This window comes from Sphaerisporangium sp. NPDC051011 (assembly GCF_040653595.1).
GTDB lineage: Bacteria > Actinomycetota > Actinomycetes > Streptosporangiales > Streptosporangiaceae > Sphaerisporangium.
On sequence record NZ_JBFAGG010000004.1, the window covers coordinates 428,316 to 449,448 of the forward strand.

The following is a 21,133-nucleotide window of genomic DNA, read 5'->3' on the forward strand; positions in this document are numbered from 1 at the left end:
GTCCAACTGTGGGAGGGTTCGTCACCTGTGTCCGGCATCGAAGAAGCGACGGCGTACTGGAACCGGCGACTGTCCCCGCTCCCGCAGGAAACGGCCCTGCCGCTCGACTTCCCGTACCCGCCGTCGCCCACCGGTCCCCGCGTGACCCGCACCCGCACGCTCACCGCCCCGCCCCCCGCGACCACCACCGTCCCTGGCCCCGCCCCTGCCACTGAGCCGGACGCCACGACCGCGTTCGGTGACCTGGCGCCGCTCGCCGCGTACGTCGCGTTGCTGCACCGGTACGGAGGCTCCGGCGACATCACGGTCGGGTACGACGGGCTGCCCCTGCGCGTCACCCTCACCGGGGCCGCGACGTTCGCCGACCTGGTGCGCCGCGTGGACGCCGCCCGCGCCGAGGCCCACGCCCACCGCGTCCCCCTCACGACCCTCGCCGCCGCGCTCCGCCCGGACGCCATGCGCGGCGGCGGCCTCTTCTTCAACACCGCCTTCGGCGCCGACACCGGCTCCGCGGACGGCACATCACACGACCGCGGATCGGCCGCTCCGCTGGACGAGCGCGCTGGTCAGAACCACCTCGAGGTTGACGGTGGCGCCCGTCTCGCCAATGGCGGGGAAAGGCGTTCCGGCTCATGGACCGCCGTGGGAGGTGCCCTCCCTCCCGAGGCCGGGGTGGGGGGTTCTTCGCGTTCGGAGGCCGGGGGAGACGGCGGTTCCGAGAGCGATGCGGGCACCGGTCCCGGGGAGGGTGGGGCCGACGCCCGGCTCGGCTCGTCGGCCTCGGAGAACGTCCCGGGGCTGGACGCGGTGTTCGCGGTCGCCGGCGGCGAGGCGCGGCTGAGCTACCGCCCGGACCTGTTCGAGGCCGCGACCGCCGACCGGATGCTCGCCCACTACGACGCCCTGCTCGCCGGCGGCCTGGCCCGGCCGGACACCCCCGTCGGCGACCTGGAATTGCTCACCGCGGACGAGCGCCACCGCATTCTCGCCGAGTGGAACGACACCGCCCACGACGTCCCGCCGCTGACCTGGCCGGAGATGTTCGCCGAGCAGGTGCGCCTGCGCCCCGGCTCCGTCGCCCTGGTCTTCGAGGACACCCGCCTGACCTACGCGGAGCTGGACGAACGCGCCAACCGGCTCGCCCACGCCCTCGTCGCGCGCGGCGCCGGGCCCGAGCGCGTCGTCGCTCTCGCCCTGCCCCGCTCGGCCGAGCTCATCGTCGCCGAGGTCGCGGTCCTGAAGTCCGGCGCCGCCTACCTGCCGATCGACACCGACTACCCGGCCGAGCGCGTCGCGTACATGCTGGAGGACGCCGCTCCCGCCTGCCTGGTCACCACCGCCGAGTCGGTCGCCGACTTCCAGGACCTCCCCGAGGGCATGGAGGTCGTGGTCCTGGACGCGCCCGCCACCATCCGCGAGCTGGCCGGACGCCCCTGCCACGACCTGGGCGAGGCCGACCGGGGCCCGCTGTCGGCGCTGAACGCCGCGTACGTCATCTACACCTCCGGCTCGACCGGCCGCCCGAAGGGCGTTGTGCTGTCCCACGCCGGCGTCGCCAAGCTCATGGCCACGCAGCGCGAGCGCTTCGGCGTCGGGCCGGACAGCCGCGTCCTGCAGTTCGCCTCGCCGAGCTTCGACGTCGCCTTCTGGGACCTGTGCCTCGGCCTGCTCTCCGGCGGACGCCTCGTCGTCGTCCCGTCCGAGCTGCGCGTGCCCGGCGCGCCGCTGGCCGACTACGCCCACGCCAACGGCGTCACCTTCATGATCCTGCCCCCGGCGCTGCTCGCGGCCATGCCCGAGGACGTCGAGCTGCCGCCCGCCACCCTGCTCGCCGGAACCGAGCGCGTCTCGCCCGAGCTGGTCGCCCGCTACGCGCGCGGCAGGCGGATGTTCAACGCGTACGGGCCGACGGAGGCGACCACCAACTCCACCCTCGGCCTGTGCGACCCGGCGACCCCGCCCGGGTCGCACGTCCCCATCGGGGTTCCCGACCCCGGCACGCGGGCGTACGTGCTGGACGCCCGCCTGCGTCCCGTCCCCGCCGGCGTCACCGGCGAGCTGTACCTCGGCGGGGCGGGGCTCGCGCGCGGCTACCTCGGACGGCCCGGGCTGACCGCGGAGCGATTCGTCGCCGACCCGTTCGGCGCGCCCGGGGAGCGGCTCTACCGCACGGGCGACCTGGTCCGGTGGAGGCCCGACGGGCGGCTCGACTTCCTCGGGCGCGCCGACGCGCAGGTGAAGATCCGCGGCTTCCGCATCGAGCCCGGCGAGATCGAGTCCGTCCTGCGCGGGCACCCCGCCGTCGACCAGGTCGCGGTCGTGGTCCGCGAGGACCGGCCCGGCGACCGGCGGCTCGCCGCGTACGTCGTCCCCTCCCTGTCACCCGAGGCCGGGCCCGGCGACGCCGGACGGGTGGAGGAGTGGAAGGACCTGCACGAGCTGCTGTACGCGGCGGCGGGCTCCGACGGCTTCCAGGAGAACTTCGCGGGCTGGAACAGCATGTACGACGGGCTGCCCATCCCCGTCGAGCAGATGCGCGAGTGGCGGGACGCGACCGTCGCCGCGATCCAGGAGCTCGGGCCGCGCCGGGTGCTGGAGATCGGCGTCGGCAGCGGGCTCATCCTGTCGCGTGTCGCCCCCGGCTGCGAGGCGTACTGGGGCACCGACCTCTCGCACGAGGCCGTCGCCGCGCTGCGCGCCCAGGTCCGCGCGGTGCCCGAGCCGGCCGGCCGGGTCGAGCTGCGTGCCCTGCCCGCCCACGACCTCACCGGGCTGCCGGTGGGCTACTTCGACACCATCGTCCTCAACTCCGTGGCCCAGTACTTCCCGGGAGCCGACTACCTGACCGGCGTCCTGCGCCAGGCCGAGGCTCTGCTCGCCCCCGGCGGCACGATCTTCGTCGGCGACGTGCGCAACCTGCGTCTGCTGCGCTGCCTACGCGCCGCCGTCGAAACTTCGCGAGCCGCCGTGGGGGCTCCGCGTCGCGCCGTCGGGACTACGCGCGGCGGCGTGGAAATCGGGCGCGGCGCCCCCGCCGAGGAGAAGCAGGCCCTGCGCGCGGCCGTCGACCGGTCGGTGGCCTGGGAGGGCGAGCTGCTCCTCGACCCCGACTACTTCGCGGCGCTCCCCGGCTTCGACGCCGACATCCGCGTCAAGCGCGGCGCCTTCCACAACGAGCTGACCCGCTACCGCTACGACGTCGTCCTCCGCCAGCGCGCCACCACACCGGACGGCGGGCCCGGGGCCGTCGCCGGGCGGTTCGAGGAGGTCGGCTGGGCCGAGGCCGGCGGGCTAGAGCGGCTGGGCGCGCGGCTGGCGGGCTGTCACGGCGGGCTCCGGGTGACCGGCATCCCGAACTCCCGGCTCATCGACGACCTCGCTTCGCTCTACGCGGTCGAGGAGGAGGGCGGCCCGGCCGTCCCGGACGCGGGCGCGGACCCCGAGGCCCTGCACGAGCTGGCCGCCCAGCACGGCTACCACGCGGCCGTCACCTGGAACGGCCACGCCGACGACGGCGCCCTGGATGCGATCTTCACCCCCTCGTCCCAGAATGGCGGCCGCGACGCGGTCTCCACGAGCGCACCCGAGAACGGTGGGCGCGACGGGGTCTTCACGCGGACATCTGAGGACGGCGGGGCCGACGCGGTATTCGCCGGAACGCCGGGGGACGGCGGGCGCGATGCCGACTCTGCCGGGGCGGCGGGGTGTGATGGGCTCATGGTCGGGACGCCGGGGGGTGGTGCGTCGCAGATCGTCGCGACCTACCGGACCGCTGACGCGTTCCCGCACGCCAACCGGCCCGCGCCGTTCCGCGACGTGGCCGTCCTGATGAAGGGGCTGCGCGCGTACGCGGCCGAATACCTCCCTGAGTACATGGTTCCGTCCGCGTTCGTCCCCCTAGACCGGCTGCCGGTGACCCCGAGCGGCAAGCTGGACGGCGCCGCGCTGCCCGTACCCGACCCCGCCGCCCTCAGCTCCGGCCGTGCGCCGCGCGACGCGCGCGAGAAGCTGCTCTGCGCGCTGTACGCCGAGGTGCTGGGCGTGCCGTCCGTCACCGTGGACGACGACTTCTTCGCCTTCGGCGGCGACAGCATCGTCGCCATCCGGCTGCTCGTCCGCGCCCGCGAGTCCGGCCTGCGGCTGACCGCCCGCGACGTCTTCCGCCACCGCACGGTCGCCGCCCTCGCCCCGGTCGCCCGGGAGCGCGGCCGATTCGTCCACGTTGACGGCACGCGCACGGTCGGCGATGGGCACATTCCGGACGGCCAGAACCCCGGCGGAGCCCCAGCCGAGGACGAGTACGCCGACGCTCCGCTGGTGCGGCTCACCGAGGCCGAACTGGCGGAAATCCTGGGCGAGGACCCGATTCCCGTAGAGGAGGTGCTGCCACTCGGCCCGCTGCAGGAGGGGTTCTTCTTCCACTCCCTGGTGGACGGCCCGGCCGGAGACGCGTACGTCGTCCAGCAGGCCCTCGACCTGGAGGGCCCGGTAGACGGGGAGGCGCTGCGCCGCGCCGCGCAACGCCTGCTGGACCGGCACGCCCCGCTGCGCGCCTTCTTCCGCAGAACGCCGGACGACCGGCCCGTCCAACTCATCGCCGCGCACCTGGACCTACCGTGGCGGGACGTGGATCTGTCCACGCGAGACGCCGCCGACCGGGACGCGGACGTATCCACACGGGACGCCGCCGACCGGGACCTGGACTTGTCCACGCGGGGCGCTGTCGATCGGGGCGACCGGGGTGCCGCCGGTCGGGATGCCAGGGCTGAGGCCATTGCTGCCGAGGAGCGCGCCCGCCGGTTCGACCTCACGCACCCGCCGCTGCTGCGCTGCGCGCTGATCAGACTCACCCCTGGCCGCGCCCGCCTGCTGCTCACGTTCCACCACATCGTCGCGGACGGCTGGTCTCTGCCGATCCTGCACCGTGAGCTGATGGCCTTCTACGACCCGGCCGACCACGAGTACGCGGACCCTCGCCCCACTGACCACGAGCGGACGGACCGGCCCTTCACACACCACGAGCGCGCGGAATTCGGCGAAGAGCATAAGACCATTACGAACTTCGCGACCGGGGCGAACGTTTCGAATAGCGGAGGCGTCGAGGGCGCCTCCGGCGGTGCGGGCGAAAACGTGCGTGCGGGGCGTGGCTCCGCCGTACCGGCCGCGCCGGCTCCGTACCGCGAGTACCTGCGCCGCTTGGCGAGAGCGGACAGGAGCGCCGCCCGCGCTGCGTGGCGGGCGGCGCTGGCGGGGCTCGACGAGCCCTCCCGGCTGGTCGCCACGACGACCGGTCACACCGTGACCGGTGGCACGGCGGCGGGTCCTGCGGCGACCAAGGAAGCGACAGCGGATCGTGCGGTGACCGGCGGTGCGGTGGCGGGTCGTGCGGATGCGGCGGGTCGTGCCGCCAGCGGTGTGGGTCTGCCGATACGGCCGGCGCAGGTGCGGGTCGAGTTGTCCGAGCGCCTCACCGCGCGCTTGGCCGTCGTGGCGCGTGAGCGCGGAGTCACGCTTGGCGCGGTCGTCCAGACCGCGTGGGGACTGCTGCTCGGGCGCCTGACCGGCCGCGAGGACGTCGTCTTCGGCACCACGGTCTCCGGCCGCGACGCCGAGGTGGACGGCATCGAGTCCATGGTCGGCCTGTTCATCAACACCCTGCCCACGCGCGTGCGGTGGCGCCCCGCCGACACCCTCGCCGGGCTGCTGGAGCGCTTCCAGGACGAGCAGACCCGGCTGCTGGACCATCAGCACCTCGGGCTCGCCGAGATCCAGCGCGTCGCCGGTTTCGCCGGCGGCGGAGAGCTGTTCGACACCCTCGTCGTCGTGGAGAACTACCCCTCCGCCGCCGGTCTCACCGACGCCACCGGCACGGTGCGGATCGCCGGCCACGAGTTCAACGACGCCGTCCACTATCCGCTCGCCCTGATCGTCAAGCCCGGCCGCCGCGTGGACCTGCGCCTCAAGCACCACGCCGAGAAGCTCGACCGGCGGACGGTCCAGGGGATCGCGGACCGGCTCACCCGCGTCCTCCAGGCCATCGCCGAGACCCCAGGATGCACGGTCGCGCGCCTCGACCCGCCGTCAGGCGAGGACGTGACGGCCTCCGTCCTGGCCGGGGAGGCCGTCGAGGTCCCCGGGACGACGCTGACCGCCGCCTTCGAGGCCCAGGCGGCCAGGACCCCGGACGCGACGGCCGTCGTCTACGAGGGCGAGACCCTGACCTACCAGGAGCTGGACGCCCGCGCCGAGATCCTCGCCGCCCGCCTGCGCGCGTCCGGCGCCGGGCGGATCGTCGCCGTCGCCGTGCCGCGCTCTGCGGAGCTGATGGTCGCCCTGCTCGGCGTGCTGAAGTCGGGCGCCGCCTACCTGCCGGTTGACCTGGACTACCCCGCCGACCGCATTGCCTACATGCTGACCGACTCCGGCGCGAGCACGGTCGTCACGACGGCCGCCGCCGCGCCGCGGCTGCCCGAGACCGGCGCCCGCACCCTCGTCGTCCCCGACGGTCGTACCGAGGTTTGCGAGGAGGCGCCACCGCGGGCCGGGGACGCCGGCCCGGACGACGCCGCGTACCTCATCTACACCTCCGGCTCCACCGGCCGCCCGAAGGGTGTCGTCGTCACCCACCGGGCCATCGTCAACCGGCTGGCCTGGATGCAGGGCGAGTACGGGCTGCGCGCCGACGACCGCGTGCTGCAGAAGACGCCGTCCAGCTTCGACGTGAGCGTCTGGGAGTTCTTCTGGGCGCTGTGCGAGGGGGCCGCCGTCGTGCTCGCGCGCCCGGACGGGCACCGGGACCCCGCCTACCTGGCCGATCTGATCCGCCGGGAGCGCGTCACGACCATGCACTTCGTGCCGTCGATGCTCGAAGCCTTCCTGGCGGCGGGGGAGATCACCGCCGACCCGTCGTGGGCGGTGTCCTTGCGCCGCGTCTTCAGCAGCGGTGAGGCCCTGCCCGCCGCCGCGGCCGCGCGCTGGCGCCGGCTCACCGGCGTGCCCCTGCACAACCTGTACGGTCCCACCGAGGCGGCGGTCGACGTCACCTACCACCCGTGCGACGTCACCTACCACCCCTGCGACGTCACCTACCACCCCTGCGACGACGCGTCCCACCCCGGTGATGACGCGTCCCGCCCCGGCGGCGGCCCGTCCCACACGACCGTTCCCTCCGGCCGCCCGGTACGGGACACCGGCCCGCGGACGGCCGCGTCCGGCGTCACCGTGCCCATCGGCCGCCCGGTCTGGAACACCGGCCTGCGGATCCTGGACGCCTCCCTGCGTCCCGTGCCGCCCGGCGTGCCCGGCGAGCTGTACCTGACCGGCGTCCAGCTCGCCCGGGGCTACCACGAGCGACCGGCCCTGACCGCCGAGCGGTTCGTGGCCGACCCGTACGGCGAGCCCGGCGCGCGCATGTACCGAACCGGCGACCTGGTCCGTCTCGGCGAGGACGGCGCCGTCGAATACCTCGGCCGCACCGACCGGCAGGTCAAGCTGCGCGGCAACCGCATCGAGCCCGGCGAGATCGAGGCGGCCCTGACCGCGCTGCCCGGCGTCGCCCAGGCGGCGGTCGCCGTCCGCGGGACGACGCTCGCCGCCTACATCGTCCCCGCCCTCCCGGACGCCTCCCGGGCGGCCTTCGACACGGACGCCGCGCGGGTGGCGCTCGCGGGCGCGCTGCCCGCCGCCATGGTGCCCGGGGCGTACGTCGTGCTGGACGCGCTGCCGCTGACGCCGAGCGGCAAGCTGGACCGGGACGCGCTGCCCGCGCCCGAGGTGGTGCGGGCGGAGGCCCGGGCGCCGCGCGACGAGCGCGAGCGCGTCCTCACCGAGATCTTCGCCGCGGTGCTGCGGGTGGACGGCGCCGGTCCCGACGACGACTTCTTCATGCTCGGCGGCGACAGCATCAGCTCGATCGGCGTGTCCAGCCGCGCCCGCCGCGCGGGCCTGGACCTGGACCCGCGTGACGTCTTCGAGCACCGCACCCCCGCCGCGCTGGCCGCCGCGGCCGGGCCGGGCACGAGGACACCCGCCACGGGGACCTCGGCGTCCGCCGCGGGGCCGGCCCTGCGGCTGACCGAGGAGGAGACCGCCCGCGTCCACCGGCTCGGCGGTCACGTGGAGGACGTCTGGCCGCTGGCGCCGCTCCAGGAGGGCCTGTTCTTCCACTCGACCTACGACGAGGGCGTCCTGGACGTCTACACCGTCCACGAGTCCTTCGACGTCGCCGCCGGGCTCGACGCGGACCGGCTGCGTACGGCCGCCCGGGTGCTGCTGGCCCGCAACCCGAGCCTGCGCGCGGGCTTCACCAGCGAGGGCCTGAGCCGTCCGGTGCAGTTCATCGCCGCCGCGCTCGAGGTCCCGCTGGAGGTCGCCGACCTGTCGGTCCTCCCCGAGGGCGAGCGGGACGCGCGGCTGCGCGCGCTGATGGACGAGGAGCGGGCCCGCGGGTTCGACCTGTCCAGCCCGCCGCTGTTCCGGATGCTGCTGATCCGGCTCGGCGAGGGCCGGGGCGACCGGCTCGTCATCGGCCGTCACCTGCTGCTTTGGGACGGCTGGTCCGCCTGGGTGTTCCTCGGGCAGCTCTTCGCCCTGTACGCGTCGGGCGGCGACGAGCGCGGGCTGCCACGTCCCGGTTCGTACCGCGACTACCTGACCTGGCTGGAGTCCCAGGACGCCGGGACGGCGACGCGCGCCTGGCGTGACGCGCTCGCGGGCCTGGACGAGCCCACGCTGATCGCCGGGAGCGTCGCCCAGGACCTGGACCCCGTCATCCCGGAGAACCTGGACGCCGAGCTGCCCGCCGGACTCGGCGAGCGACTGCGCGACATCGCCCGCGGCAACGGCCTGACCCTCAACTCGCTGCTCACCGCCGCCTGGGGGCTCACGCTGGCCACCGCCACCGGCCGCGCCGACGTCGTCTTCGGCACGACGGTCGCCGGACGGCCGAGCGAGGTGCCGGACGTCGAGAACGTGATCGGCATGTTCCTCAACACCGTCCCCGCCCGCATCGCCTTCGACCCCGCCGAGCCGGTGCTCGCCCTGCTGCGCCGCGTCCAGCGCGAGCGCCTGGACCTGATGCCGTACGAGTACGTCGGCCTCGGCGTGCTGCAGGCCGAGAGCGGGCACCGGCGGCTGTTCGACACCCTGTTCGTGCTGCGCGACGGCGACACCGACGACCGCCTCGCCGAGCTGTCCGGCCGTCACGGTGTCACCGCCGTGGCCAACGTGGACGCGACGCACTACCCCGTCACCCTCATCGTCACTCCCGGCAGGCGGGTGCGGGTCACGCTCGCCCACCGGCCCGACGTCGTCGGGGCCCCCGAGGCGCGCACCCTGCTGGACCGCTTCACGGCGCTGCTCGGACGGCTCGCGGACGACCTCGCCGCGCCCGTCGGACGCCTCGACCCGCTGCTGCCCGCCGAACGCGCCGCGCTGGCGCGCGAGGACGCCGCGAGCCGGGTGCCCGTCCCCGACGAGACCATCGCCGGTCTGCTCGCCGCGCAGGCCGCGCGCACCCCCGAGGCGACCGCCCTGGTCTTCGGCGACCTGACCGTCACCTACGCGGAGCTGGACGCCCGCGTCAACCGGCTCGCGCGGCTGCTGCTCGCGCGCGGCGCCGCCCCGGAGAAGGTCGTCGCGCTCGCCCTGCCGCGCTCGATCGACATGGTGGCCGCGCTGTTCGCCGTCCTGCGGACCGGCGCCGCCTACCTGCCCCTGGAACTCGACCATCCGGCCGACCGGCTCGCGGCGACGCTCGCCGACGCCCGTCCCGCGCTGACGCTGTGCACCTCGGTCGTCTCGGCGCGGCTGGGCGGCGATGCCCCCGGCGGCCCGCGCGTCGTGCTCGACGACCCGGCGGTGGCCGGCGCGCTCGCCGCGCTGCCCGCCGGGCCGGTCACCGAGGCGGACCGCCCGGCCTTCAGCCTGGACCACCCGGCGTACGTCATCTACACCTCCGGGTCCACCGGCCGGCCGAAGGGCGTCGTCACCCCGTACCGGGGCCTGACCAACATGCAGCTCAACCACCGCACGGAGATCTTCGCCCCGGCCGTCGCCTCCGGCGGGGGACGCCGGCTGCGCATCGCGCACACGGTGTCCTTCGCCTTCGACATGTCCTGGGAAGAACTGCTCTGGCTGGTCGAGGGCCACGAGGTGCACGTCTGCGACGAGGAACTGCGGCGCGACGCGCGGGCGCTGGCCGCCTACTGCGAGGCCCACCGCGTCGACGTCGTCAACGTCACCCCCACCTACGCCCACCTGCTGATCGAGGAGGGCCTGCTCGACGGGCACCGCCCGCCGCTCGTGCTGCTCGGCGGGGAGGCGGTGCCCGAGACGGTGTGGAGCCGGCTGCGCGACACCGAGGGCACCTACGGCTACAACCTGTACGGGCCCACCGAGTACACGATCAACACCCTCGGCGGGGGTACCGGCGACAGCGCCACGCCCACCGTCGGCCGTCCCATCCGCGCCACCCGCGCGCGCGTCCTGGACCCGTGGCTGCGGCCGGTGCCGTCCGGCGTCCCCGGCGAGCTGTACATCGCGGGCGTCGGCCTCGCCCGGGGCTACCTCGACCGGCCCGGCCTCACCGCCGAGCGGTTCGTCGCCGACCCCTTCGGCGAGCCCGGCGAGCGCATGTACCGTACGGGCGACCTGGTACGCCGCCGCGCCGACGGCAACCTGGACTTCCTCGGCCGCACGGACGACCAGGTCAAGGTCCGCGGGCACCGGGTCGAGCCCGGCGAGGTCGAGACCGCGCTGCTCCGCCACCCGGAGGTCTCGGCCGCCGCCGTGATCGCCCGCGACGACCCGTCGGCCCCCGGGACGCGCCGCCTCGTCGGCTACGTGGTCGCCGCCGAGCCGACCGGCGAGGAGCGGCGATCCGCCGAGCAAGACCAGATCGGGGAATGGCAGGACATCTACTCCGACGAGTACGCACGCATCGGCACCGCCGTCTTCACCGAGGACTTCGCGGGCTGGGACAGCAGCTACGACGGGCGGCCCATCCCGCTGGAGAACATGCGCGAGTGGCGCGAGCGGACCGTCGAGCGCGTCCGTGAGCTGCGCCCGCGCCGCGTCCTGGAGATCGGCGTCGGCTCCGGGCTGCTGCTGTCGCGCCTGGCCCCCGGCGCGGAGGCGTACTGGGCGACCGACTTCGCCGCCCCCGTGATCCGCAAGCTCGGCCGGGACCTGGCGCGCGACCCGGAGCTGGCCGCCAAGGTCGAGCTGCGCTGCCAGGCCGCCCACGACACCGCGGGGCTCCCCGAGGGGTACTTCGACACGATCGTCGTCAACTCGGTCGTCCAGTACTTCCCGAGCGCCGGCCACCTCGCCGAGGTCGTCCACGGGGCCATGCGCCTGCTGGCCCCCGGCGGCGCCCTGTTCGTCGGCGACGTCCGCGACCTGAGGACCGCCCGCGCCTTCCACACCGCCGTCCACCTCACCCGCGCGGGAGACGGCGCCGATCCCGAGACCGTGCGCCGCGCCGTGGACCGGAGCCTCGCCATGGAGAAGGAACTCCTGGTCCACCCCGACTTCTTCACCACCCTCGGCTACGGCGCCGACCTGCGCACCAAGCGCGGCCACCACCAAGACGAACTCACCCGCCACCGCTACGACGTCGTCCTCTACAAGGACGCCCCGGACGTCCACCTCGCCGACGCCCCGGCCCTGGAATGGCCCGAACCCCGCACCGAGACCCCCACGGTCGCCGTAGCCCATGAGCCGGACGCAGGCGTCACGGGCGAGATGGCCGTCGCGGGAGTTGGGGAGCGAGGTGCCCCAGGGGCGGCGGAGTCCGGTGTCCGTGAGCTCGATCGTCATCTGCGGGAACACCGGCCCCAGTGGCTGCGGGTCACCGCGGTGCCCGACGCGCGGGCCGCGTCCGAGCCGGGCACGACGATCAGCGGGGGAGTGGAGCCCGAGGCGCTGCACGCGCTGGCGGCCACGCACGGATACCGGCTGCTCACCACGCCGTCCGGCGAGCCGGGCCGCTTCGACGCGGTCTTCCTGCGCGGCGGCTTCCGGGTGACGGCCGGCCTCTACCGTCCCGGCGGCGGCACACCCCCGTACGCCAACGCCCCGGCGGCGGCGCGCGGTACCGGCGACCTCGTCCGGCGCGTGCGCGAGGACCTGCGCAGGCGGCTGCCCGACTACATGGTGCCGTCCGCGCTGGTCGTCCTGGACCGGCTGCCGATGAACGACAACGGCAAGCTGGACGTGCGCGCCCTGCCCGATGCCGAGCCGGTGGCCGCCACCGGAGGGCGCGCGCCGGGCACCCCCGAGGAGGAGGTGCTCTGCCGCCTGTTCGCCGAGCTGCTCGGCCTGCCCCGGGCCGGGGCCGACGACGACTTCTTCGACCTCGGCGGCCACTCGCTGCTCGCCACCCGGCTCGTCAGCCGCGCCCGCACCGAGCTCGGCGCCGAACTGGCCATCCGCGACCTGTTCGAGGCCCCGACCCCGGCCCTGCTCGCCGCGCGCGCCGGTACGGGACGGCCCGCCCGTCCCGCCGTCGAGCCCGTGGCCGACCGCCCCGAGCGCGTCCCCCTGTCCCCGGCGCAGCGCCGCCTGTGGCTCGCCGATCGGCTGAGCGGCGGCGACGCCTACCACTTCCCGCTGGTCTTCCGGCTGCGCGGCGCCCTGGACACCGGCGCCCTCCGTCAGGCCCTGCGCGACGTGACAGACCGCCACGAATCCCTCCGCACCCGCTTCCCCCAGGCCACCGCTCCCTCCGCGACGCCCTCGGTGTCCTTGGTGTCCTTCACTCCCTTCCCGTCTCGGCAGGCGGAGGCGGGCTTCGAGGCGGTCGTGTACGAAGGCGAGCCGTACCAGCTCGTCGTCCCCGCCGGGGAGGCCGAGCCGGAGTTCGCCGTGGGCGACTGCCCGGAGGAGGAGCTGGACGAGCGGGTCGCCGCCGCCGTGGCACGGCCGTTCGACCTCGCCGCCGGGCTGCCGGTACGCGCCGAGGTGTTCCGGATCGCGCCGGACGACCACGTCGTGGCCATCGTGCTGCACCACATCACCACCGACGAGTGGTCCGACCGCCCCTTCCTCGCCGACCTCGCCGCGGCTTACCGCGCCCGCCGCGAGGGCCGGGCGCCGCAGTGGGCGCCGCTGCCCGTCCAGTACGCCGACTACACCCTCTGGCAGCGCCGCCTGCTCGGCGACCCGGCCGACCCCGCAGCCGAGGTCGCGCACCAACTCGCCTTCTGGACGGCGGCGCTGGACGGCCTGCCGGACGAGATGCCGCTGCCGCTCGACCGTCCCCGGCCCGCCGAGCCCACCGGCCGGGGCGGCACCGTGCGCGCCGAGCTGCCGGCCGAGACCGTCCGCGCGCTGCGCGCCCTGTCCGCCGAGACCGGGACCAGCATGTTCATGGTCTTCCAGGCCGCCGTCGCCGTCCTGCTGCACCAGATGGGCGCGGGCACCGACATCGTGCTCGGCTCCCCGATCGCCGGGCGCACCGACAGCGCGCTGGACGACCTGGTCGGCTTCTTCGTCAACACGCTCGTCCTGCGCGCGGACCTGTCCGGCGACCCGACCTTCACCGAGCTGCTCGCCCGGGTACGGGAAGCCGACCTCGCCGCCTTCGAGCACCAGGACCTGCCGTTCGAACGGATCGTCGAGGCCCTCAACCCGCCGCGCGTACCCGGCCGCAACCCGCTCTTCCAGGTCATGCTCGGCTACCACCACCGCCCGGACGGCGACCCCGACGTGCTCGGCATGCCCACCGCGTGGCTGCCGGCCCGAATCGGGACGGCCAAGTTCGACCTGGACTTCACCTTCGCCGACCACACCGGCGAGGACCGTGTCGTCGTCCTGCTGGAGTACGCCGCCGATCTCGCGGACGAGGCGACGGCGCGCACCCTGCTGGAGCGGACCGTCGCGGTGTGCGGCCTGCTCGCCGCGCGGCCGGACCGGCCCGTGGGCGCGGTTCCCGTCCTCACCGAGGCCGAACGCCGGGACGCCCTCGGCGCCTGGAACGACACGGCCCGCCCGGCCGAGCCGCGTACGGTTCCCGCCATCTTCGCCGACGCCGTCCGGACGCACGGCGAGCGGGTCGCGCTGGTCGCCGGGGGACGCGGTCTGACGTTCGCCGAGCTGTCCGCCAAGGTGAACGGCATCGCCGGGCTGCTGCTGTGGCGCGGGGTACGCGAGGGGGACGTCGTCGGCCTGGCCCTTCCCCGGGCCGAGATGGTGCCCGCGATCCTCGGCGTGCTCGCCACCGGCGCCGCCTACCTGCCGCTGGACCCGGGGTACCCGGCCGAGCGGCTCGCGTACATGCTGGACGACGCCGCGCCCGCCGTCGTCCTCACCACCCCCACCCTCGCCCCGGCCCTGCCCGCCACGACACCGACCCTCCTCCTCGGCACCCCCGACGCCCCGCCCACCTGGAACGGCACCCCCGCTCCACCCGGCGCGCTCATCCTGGATGGCGCTCCCGCTCTGCCCGGTGTGCCCATTCTGGACGGTGCGCCCGTGCTCTCCGGAGCGGCCGGCTCCGCTGCGACGGAGCGGGAAGGGCCGGCCTTGGTCGAGCGGCCCACCCTGCCCGGTGAGCGGGTGCCGGCGGCCGCCGCCGCGTACGTCATCTACACCTCCGGCTCGACCGGCAGGCCCAAGGGCGTGGTGGGGACCCACGGCGGCCTGAGCAACCTGTTCGCCGGCCAGCGCGAGGACGTCATCGAACCCGCGCGGCGCGCTTCCGGGCGTGAGGCGCTGCGCGCGCTGCACGCCGCGTCGTTCGGCTTCGACGGCTCGTGGGAGCCGCTGCTGTGGCTGCTGGCCGGGCACGAGCTGCACGTTCTCGACGAGACCGCGATGATCGACCCGGCCGCCCTGCTGCGCCACGTGCAGGACGCGCGGGTGGACTACCTCGACCTCACCCCCACTTACGTGCAGGAGCTGATCCACCACGGGTTCCTCGCCCCCGGCACGCACGTGCCCGGCGTCATCACGGTTGGCGGGGAGGCCGCCCCCGCCGCCCTGTGGGACCGGCTGACCGCACTCCCCGGCACCCTCGTCCACGACCTGTACGGCCCCACCGAGTGCACGGTCGACGCCTACGGCCGGCACGCGGGCGGCAACGGAACCCCGGATGACACGGGCACCTCGGATGAAACGGGCGACACGGGGACCGACGGGGCGCGAGGGCTCGGCGGGTCCGGTGACGCGGGCCGCCGGGGTTCGTGGGCCGCGCCGGTCGCCAACATTCGCGCCCACGTGCTGGACGCGCGGCTCCAGCCGGTCCCTCCGGGTGTGCCCGGCGAGGTGTACCTGGCAGGGGAGGGGCTGGCCCGGGGGTACCTGGGCCGTCCCGGGCTGACCGCCGAGCGGTTCACCGCCGACCCGTACGGCCCGCCCGGCACGCGCATGTACCGCACCGGTGATCTCGCGCGCCGCCGCGCGGACGGGACGCTCGCCTTCCTCGGGCGCGCGGACGACCAGGTCAAGCTGCGCGGCTTCCGCATCGAGCTCGGCGAGATCGAAACGGTCCTCGCCGCCCACCCCGGCGTCGCCCAGGCCGCCGTCAGCCTCCGCGAGGACACCCTCGGCGTCCACCGCCTCGTCGCGTACGTGGTCCCGGCCCTCGATCCGATCCCTCCCTCCGGTGAGGGTGCGCGGGGTCCGGCCGCCGCCGGAGCCGTTGCCGAGGGGGCCTTCGTCCACGGGGACGCCGGTGCGGGCGTGCCGGACCACCGGGCGTTGCGGGCGTTCGTCGCGGAAGCGCTGCCCGAGCACATGGTTCCGGTGGCGTACGTGGAGCTGCCCGCGCTGCCGAAGTCGGCCGGCGGCAAGCTGGACCGCCGGGCGCTGCCCGCCCCGGCGGACTCTCCGGCTCCGCTCTCCGGACGGCGGCCCCGCGACGCGCGCGAGGAGATCCTGGCCGAGCTGTTCGCGGCCGTCCTCGGGACCGACCGCGTCGGCGTCGAGGACGACTTCTTCGCGCTCGGCGGGCACTCGCTGCTGGCGATGCGGCTGGTCAGCCGGATCCGCACGGCACTCGGCGCCGAGATCACCCTGCGGGAGGTGTTCGAGGCGCCCACCGTCGCCCGGCTCGCCCGCAGGCTGGAGGAGGCACGCGGCGGCGGCGTGTCCGTGCCCGCCGTCGTGGAACGGCCCGTCCCGGTTCCGCTGTCGTTCGCCCAGCGCCGGTTGTGGGTGCTGTACCGGCTGGAGGGCCCGAGCGACACCTACAACATCCCCATGGCCTGGCGCCTGACCGGCCCGCTGGACACGGCGGCGCTGGAGGCCGCCGTCCTCGACCTGGCCGTCCGGCACGAGTGCCTGCGCACGGTCTTCCCCGAGCGCGACGGCGACCCGTACCAGCTCATCCTCACGCCCGAGCAGATCGGCGCGGCCGTGTCCCCGGCCGCCGGTCAGGGACGTCTCGGCGTCACCGCCGCGCCCGAGAGCGTCGCGGAGGAGGAACTGCCCGGGCGGCTGGCCGAGGTCGCCGGGTACCGGTTCGACCTGGATCGGGAGCCGCCGCTGCGCGCCCGGGTGTTCCGGCTCGGCCCGGACGAGCATGTGCTGATGCTCGTCCTCCACCACATCGCCGGGGACGAGTGGTCCGACGCGCCCCTGTGGCGCGACCTCGCCGCCGCGTACCGGGCCCGCCTGGACGGACGCGCGCCGGAGTGGGCGCCGCTGCCGCTCCAGTACGCCGACTACACCCTCTGGCAGCGGGAGCGCCTCGGCGACCCCGCCGACCCGGGCAGCCGCCACGCCCGCGAGGTCGCGTACTGGAAGCGGGCCCTGGCCGGGCTGCCCGAGGAACTGGCGCTCCCCGCCGACCGTCCGCGCCCGGCCGAGAGCAGCCACCGCGGCGGCGCGGTCGGCCTCACCCTCGCCCCCGACCTGGATCGCGGGCTGCGCCGTCTGGCCCGCGAGCACGGCGTGAGCATGTTCATGGTCGCCCACGCGGCCGTGGCCACGCTGCTGCACCGGCTCGGCGCGGGGGACGACATCCCGCTCGGCGCGCCCATCTCCGGCCGCGCCGACGAGCGCCTCGAAGACCTGGTCGGGTTCTTCCTCAACACGCTGGTGCTGCGTACGGACGTCTCCGGCGACCCGGCCTTCGCCGAGTTGCTGGCCCGGGTCCGGGACACCGATCTGGCCGCCTACGAGCACCAGGAGGTGCCGTTCGAGCGGCTGGTCGAGGTGCTGAACCCCGCACGCTCGCTGGCCAGGCACCCCCTGTTCCAGGTGATGGTCGCCTACCTGAACGGCCAGGACGAGCCTCCCGCCTTCCCCGGCCTGACCGTGTCTCCCTTGTCCCCGACGTCCCCGTTGTCCCCGCCGTCCCAGTTCCCGGAGTCCATGGCATCGTCCAGGTCCCCGTCCCCTGATCCCTCGTCCTCCGCCGCGGTGCCCGGTCCCCTGGCGCCCGCCGGCGAGGAGCCGTTCGGGCATCGGTCGGCGAAGTTCGACCTGAGCTTCGACTTCATCGAGAGCGACGAGGGCGTCCGGATCTGGATCGAGTACAGCACCGACCTGTTCGACCGCGACACCGCCGGACGGCTCGCCGAGCGGCTGGTCCGCGTGCTCGAACAGGTGACCGCCGACCCGATGCTCCCCGTCGGCCGGGTCGAGGTCCTCGGCGCCGCCGAGCGCGCCACCATCCTCACGACCTGGAACGACACCGCTCTCACGACCTGGGACGACACCGCCGCCTGCGGTGGCGGGCCCGCTACGGTGCCCGCCCTGTTCGAGGCCCAGGCGGCGGCGACCCCGGATGCCGTCGCCGTCGTCTCGGGGACGGTCCGCTGGACGTTCGCCGAGCTGAACGAGCGCGCCAACCGGCTCGCTCGCCTGCTGGTCGCCCACGGCGCCGGACCCGAGCGGGTCGTCGCCCTCGCGCTGCCCCGCTCGGCCGACTTCGTGCTCGCGATCCTCGCGGTGATGAAGGCCGGCGCCGCGTACCTGCCCGTGGACACGGAACTGCCGGACGAGCGGGTGCTGGCCATGCTCGGCGACGCCCGTCCCGTGCTCACCGTCACCGCCGGGGAGGCCGCCGCCGGGCCGCCGTACGCGGGTGTGCCCACGATCAGGTTGGACGACGGCGAGACGGCCGCGCTGCTCGCAGCCCTGCCCGCGGGCGACCTCCGCACCGGGCCGGACCCGCTGCACCCGGCGTACGTCATCTACACCTCCGGCTCCACCGGCCGACCCAAGGGCGTCGTGGTCTGCCACGGCGGCCTAGTCAACCTCTTCCGCAGCCACCGCGCGACGCTGTACGACCCGGCCAAGCGCGCCACCGGCCGCCGGGCGCTGCGCGTCGGCCACGCGTGGTCGTTCTCCTTCGACGCCTCCTGGCAGCCGCAGCTCTGGCTGCTGGACGGGCACGCCCTGCACATCCTGGACGACGAGACGCGCCGCGACGCCGAACTCGCCGCCGAGGCCATACGGCGCGACGGGCTCGACTTCATCGAGGTCACCCCGTCGTTCCTCACGCAGATGTGCGAATCGGGCCTGTTCGAGGACGGCGGAGGCCTGCCTGCGGTGGTCGGGGTCGGCGGTGAGGCCGTGCCCGAATCCCTATGGAGGCGGCTGGCCGCGCTGCGCTCCACCGAGGCGTTCAACCTCTACGGCCCCACCGAGGCCACCGTCGACGCCCTGGTCGCCCGCGTCGGCGACAGCGAGCGCCCGCTGGTCGGACGCCCGGTCGCCGGCGCCCGCGCCTACGTGCTCGACGCCCGGCTGCGGCCCGTACCCCCCGGCGTCATGGGCGAGCTGTACCTGGCGGGCGCGGGCCTGGCCCGCGGGTACCTCGGCCGGCCCAGGCAGACCGCCGAGAGGTTCACCGCCGACCCGTACGGCCCGCCCGGCACGCGCATGTACCGCACCGGAGACCTGGCCCGCTGGACCCGCGACGGGCGGCTGGAGTACGGCGGGCGCGCCGACGACCAGGTGAAGATCCGCGGGTTCCGCGTCGAGCCCGCCGAGATCGAGGCCGTGCTGGACGGGCATCCGTCGGTCGCCCGCGTCGTCGTCACCGCGCGCGAGGACAACGGCGCCACCCGCCTCGTCGCCTACGTCGTCCCCGCCACCGGCCTGGACGCCGACCCGGCGGACCTGCGCGCCTTCGTGGCCGCCGCGCTGCCGGACTACATGGTCCCGGCGGCGGTGGTCGCCCTGGCCGCGCTGCCGCTGCTGCCCAACGGCAAGCTCGACCGCAGGGCGCTTCCCGCCCCCGACTTCGGCGCCGGCGGCGGGCGAGAACCCTCCGGCGAGGCCGAGCGCGCCCTCGCGGCCGTCTTCGCCGAGGTGCTCGGCGTGCCGGTCGTCGGCGCCGACGACGACTTCTTCGCCTCAGGCGGGGACAGCATCGTGGCGATCCGGCTCGCAGCCCGGGCCCGCGCGGCGGGGGTGCGGTTCAGCCCCCGGCAGGTCTTCCAGCACCGCACGGTCGCGGCCCTGGCCGCCGTCGCCGTCATGACCGGCCCCGGCTCGACGGGAGGCACGCACGACGACGGCACCGGCACCGTTCCCCTGACCCCCATCATGCGCGCCACGCTCGATCGCGGCGGGCCGATCGCGGGGTTCCACCAGGCGGCGTTCGTGCTGACCCCCGCCTCCCTCGACCTCGACGGGCTGCGCCGCGTGCTGCGGGCCGTCCTCGACCGGCACGACATGCTGCGCGCCCGCCTCGTCCGGGACTCCGGCGGTTCGGCGACGACCGGGCCCGGTGAAGGGTGGGCGCTGCGGGTGCCCGCGCCCGGGACCGTGGACGCCGCGACCCTGATCGAACGGGTCGAGGCGTCCGGCGACGAGCGGACCCTCCGGGCGCTCTACGTCGAGGGGGCCCTCCGGGCGCGGTCGTGCCTGGACCCCGAGGCGGGCGTCATGGTGCGCGCGGTGTGGTTCGACGCCGGCCGCGACCGTCCGGGACGCCTGCTGCTGATGGTCAACCACCTGGTCGTCGACGGGGTGTCCTGGCGCGTCCTGCTGCCCGACCTCGCCGCCGCCTGGACGGACGTCGCGGCGGGCAGGACGCCCGCGCTGCCGCCGGTCGAGACGTCCTTCCGCCGCTGGTCGGAGCTGCTCCAGGAGCGCGCGGCGGATCCGGCGCTGGAGGCCGGCCTGCCGGCATGGACGGGCATGCTCGCGGGCGGCGCACCGCTGCCGCTGGCCCGCCCCCTCGACCCGGAGCGCGACCTGGTGGCCACCACGAAGTACCTGTCGCGCGCGTTGCCGGAGGACGTCACGGAGCCTCTGCTCGGCCGGGTCCCCGCCGCCTTCGGCGCGACGGTCAACGACGTGCTCCTCACCGCGCTCGCCCTGGCCGTGGCCGACTGGCGCCGCCGCACACCCGGCGGTCCCGCGAGCGCCAGGGACGACGCGTCCGCCGGGCGGCCCGAGGCACGCGGCGGGAGCGGGAACGCCGTGCTGGTCGACCTGGAGGGCCACGGCCGCGAGGAAGGACTCGCGGGGGAGGCGGACCTGTCACGGACGGTCGGCTGGTTCACCAGCGTCGTCCCGGTGCTGCTCGACCCGGGCGCCGTCGACCTGGACGACGCGCTCGCCGGCGGGCCCGCCCTCGACGCGGCCGTGGACCGGATCAAGTCCCGGCTCGCCACCCTGCCGATGGCGGGCATCGGCCACGGCCTGCTCCGGCACCTCAACCCCGTAACCGGGCCCGTGCTGGCCGGGCTCGGCGAGGCGTCGATCGAGTTCAACTACCTGGGACGCTTCGGCGGCTTCGAGGCGGCCGACTGGGCGTACGCGCCGGAGGAGGAGCCCGGGGACCTGGACGCCGACCCCGGCATGCCGCTGTCCCATCCCTTGACGGTCAACGCCCTGACCGAGGACCGCCCCGGCGGTCCCGTGTTCACGGCCCAGTGGTCCTTCGCCGGGGAACTGCTGTCCGAGGACGCGGTCGCGGACCTGGCCGCCACCTGGTTCCGGGTGCTCCGGGCCCTGGCCGGCCGCGCCGAGACCCTCGGCTCCGGACGCCGATCCGTCCCCCCAGGACAATGAGTCCGCCCGCCCCACGAACGGACAAGCCCGTCGCACTATGAACAACCGGGCAAGAACGGCCAGGCCAGAACGGCCGCGTCACGAACAGCGAGGCCACGAACAGCGAGGCCACGAACAGCGAGGCCACGAACAGCGAGACCACGAACAACGAGAT

At 75.2% G+C, this 21,133-nt stretch carries 1 protein-coding gene; it reads left to right on the forward strand.

Annotation, left to right across the window (positions count from 1 at the left end):
* Positions 1-27 precede the first annotated feature (27 nt).
* A complete protein-coding gene (locus tag AB0H21_RS12100; protein ID WP_358514993.1) occupies positions 28-20,979 on the forward strand; it encodes an amino acid adenylation domain-containing protein in 20,952 nt (6,983 codons plus the stop codon).
* The last annotated feature ends 154 nt before the right edge of the window (positions 20,980-21,133 follow it).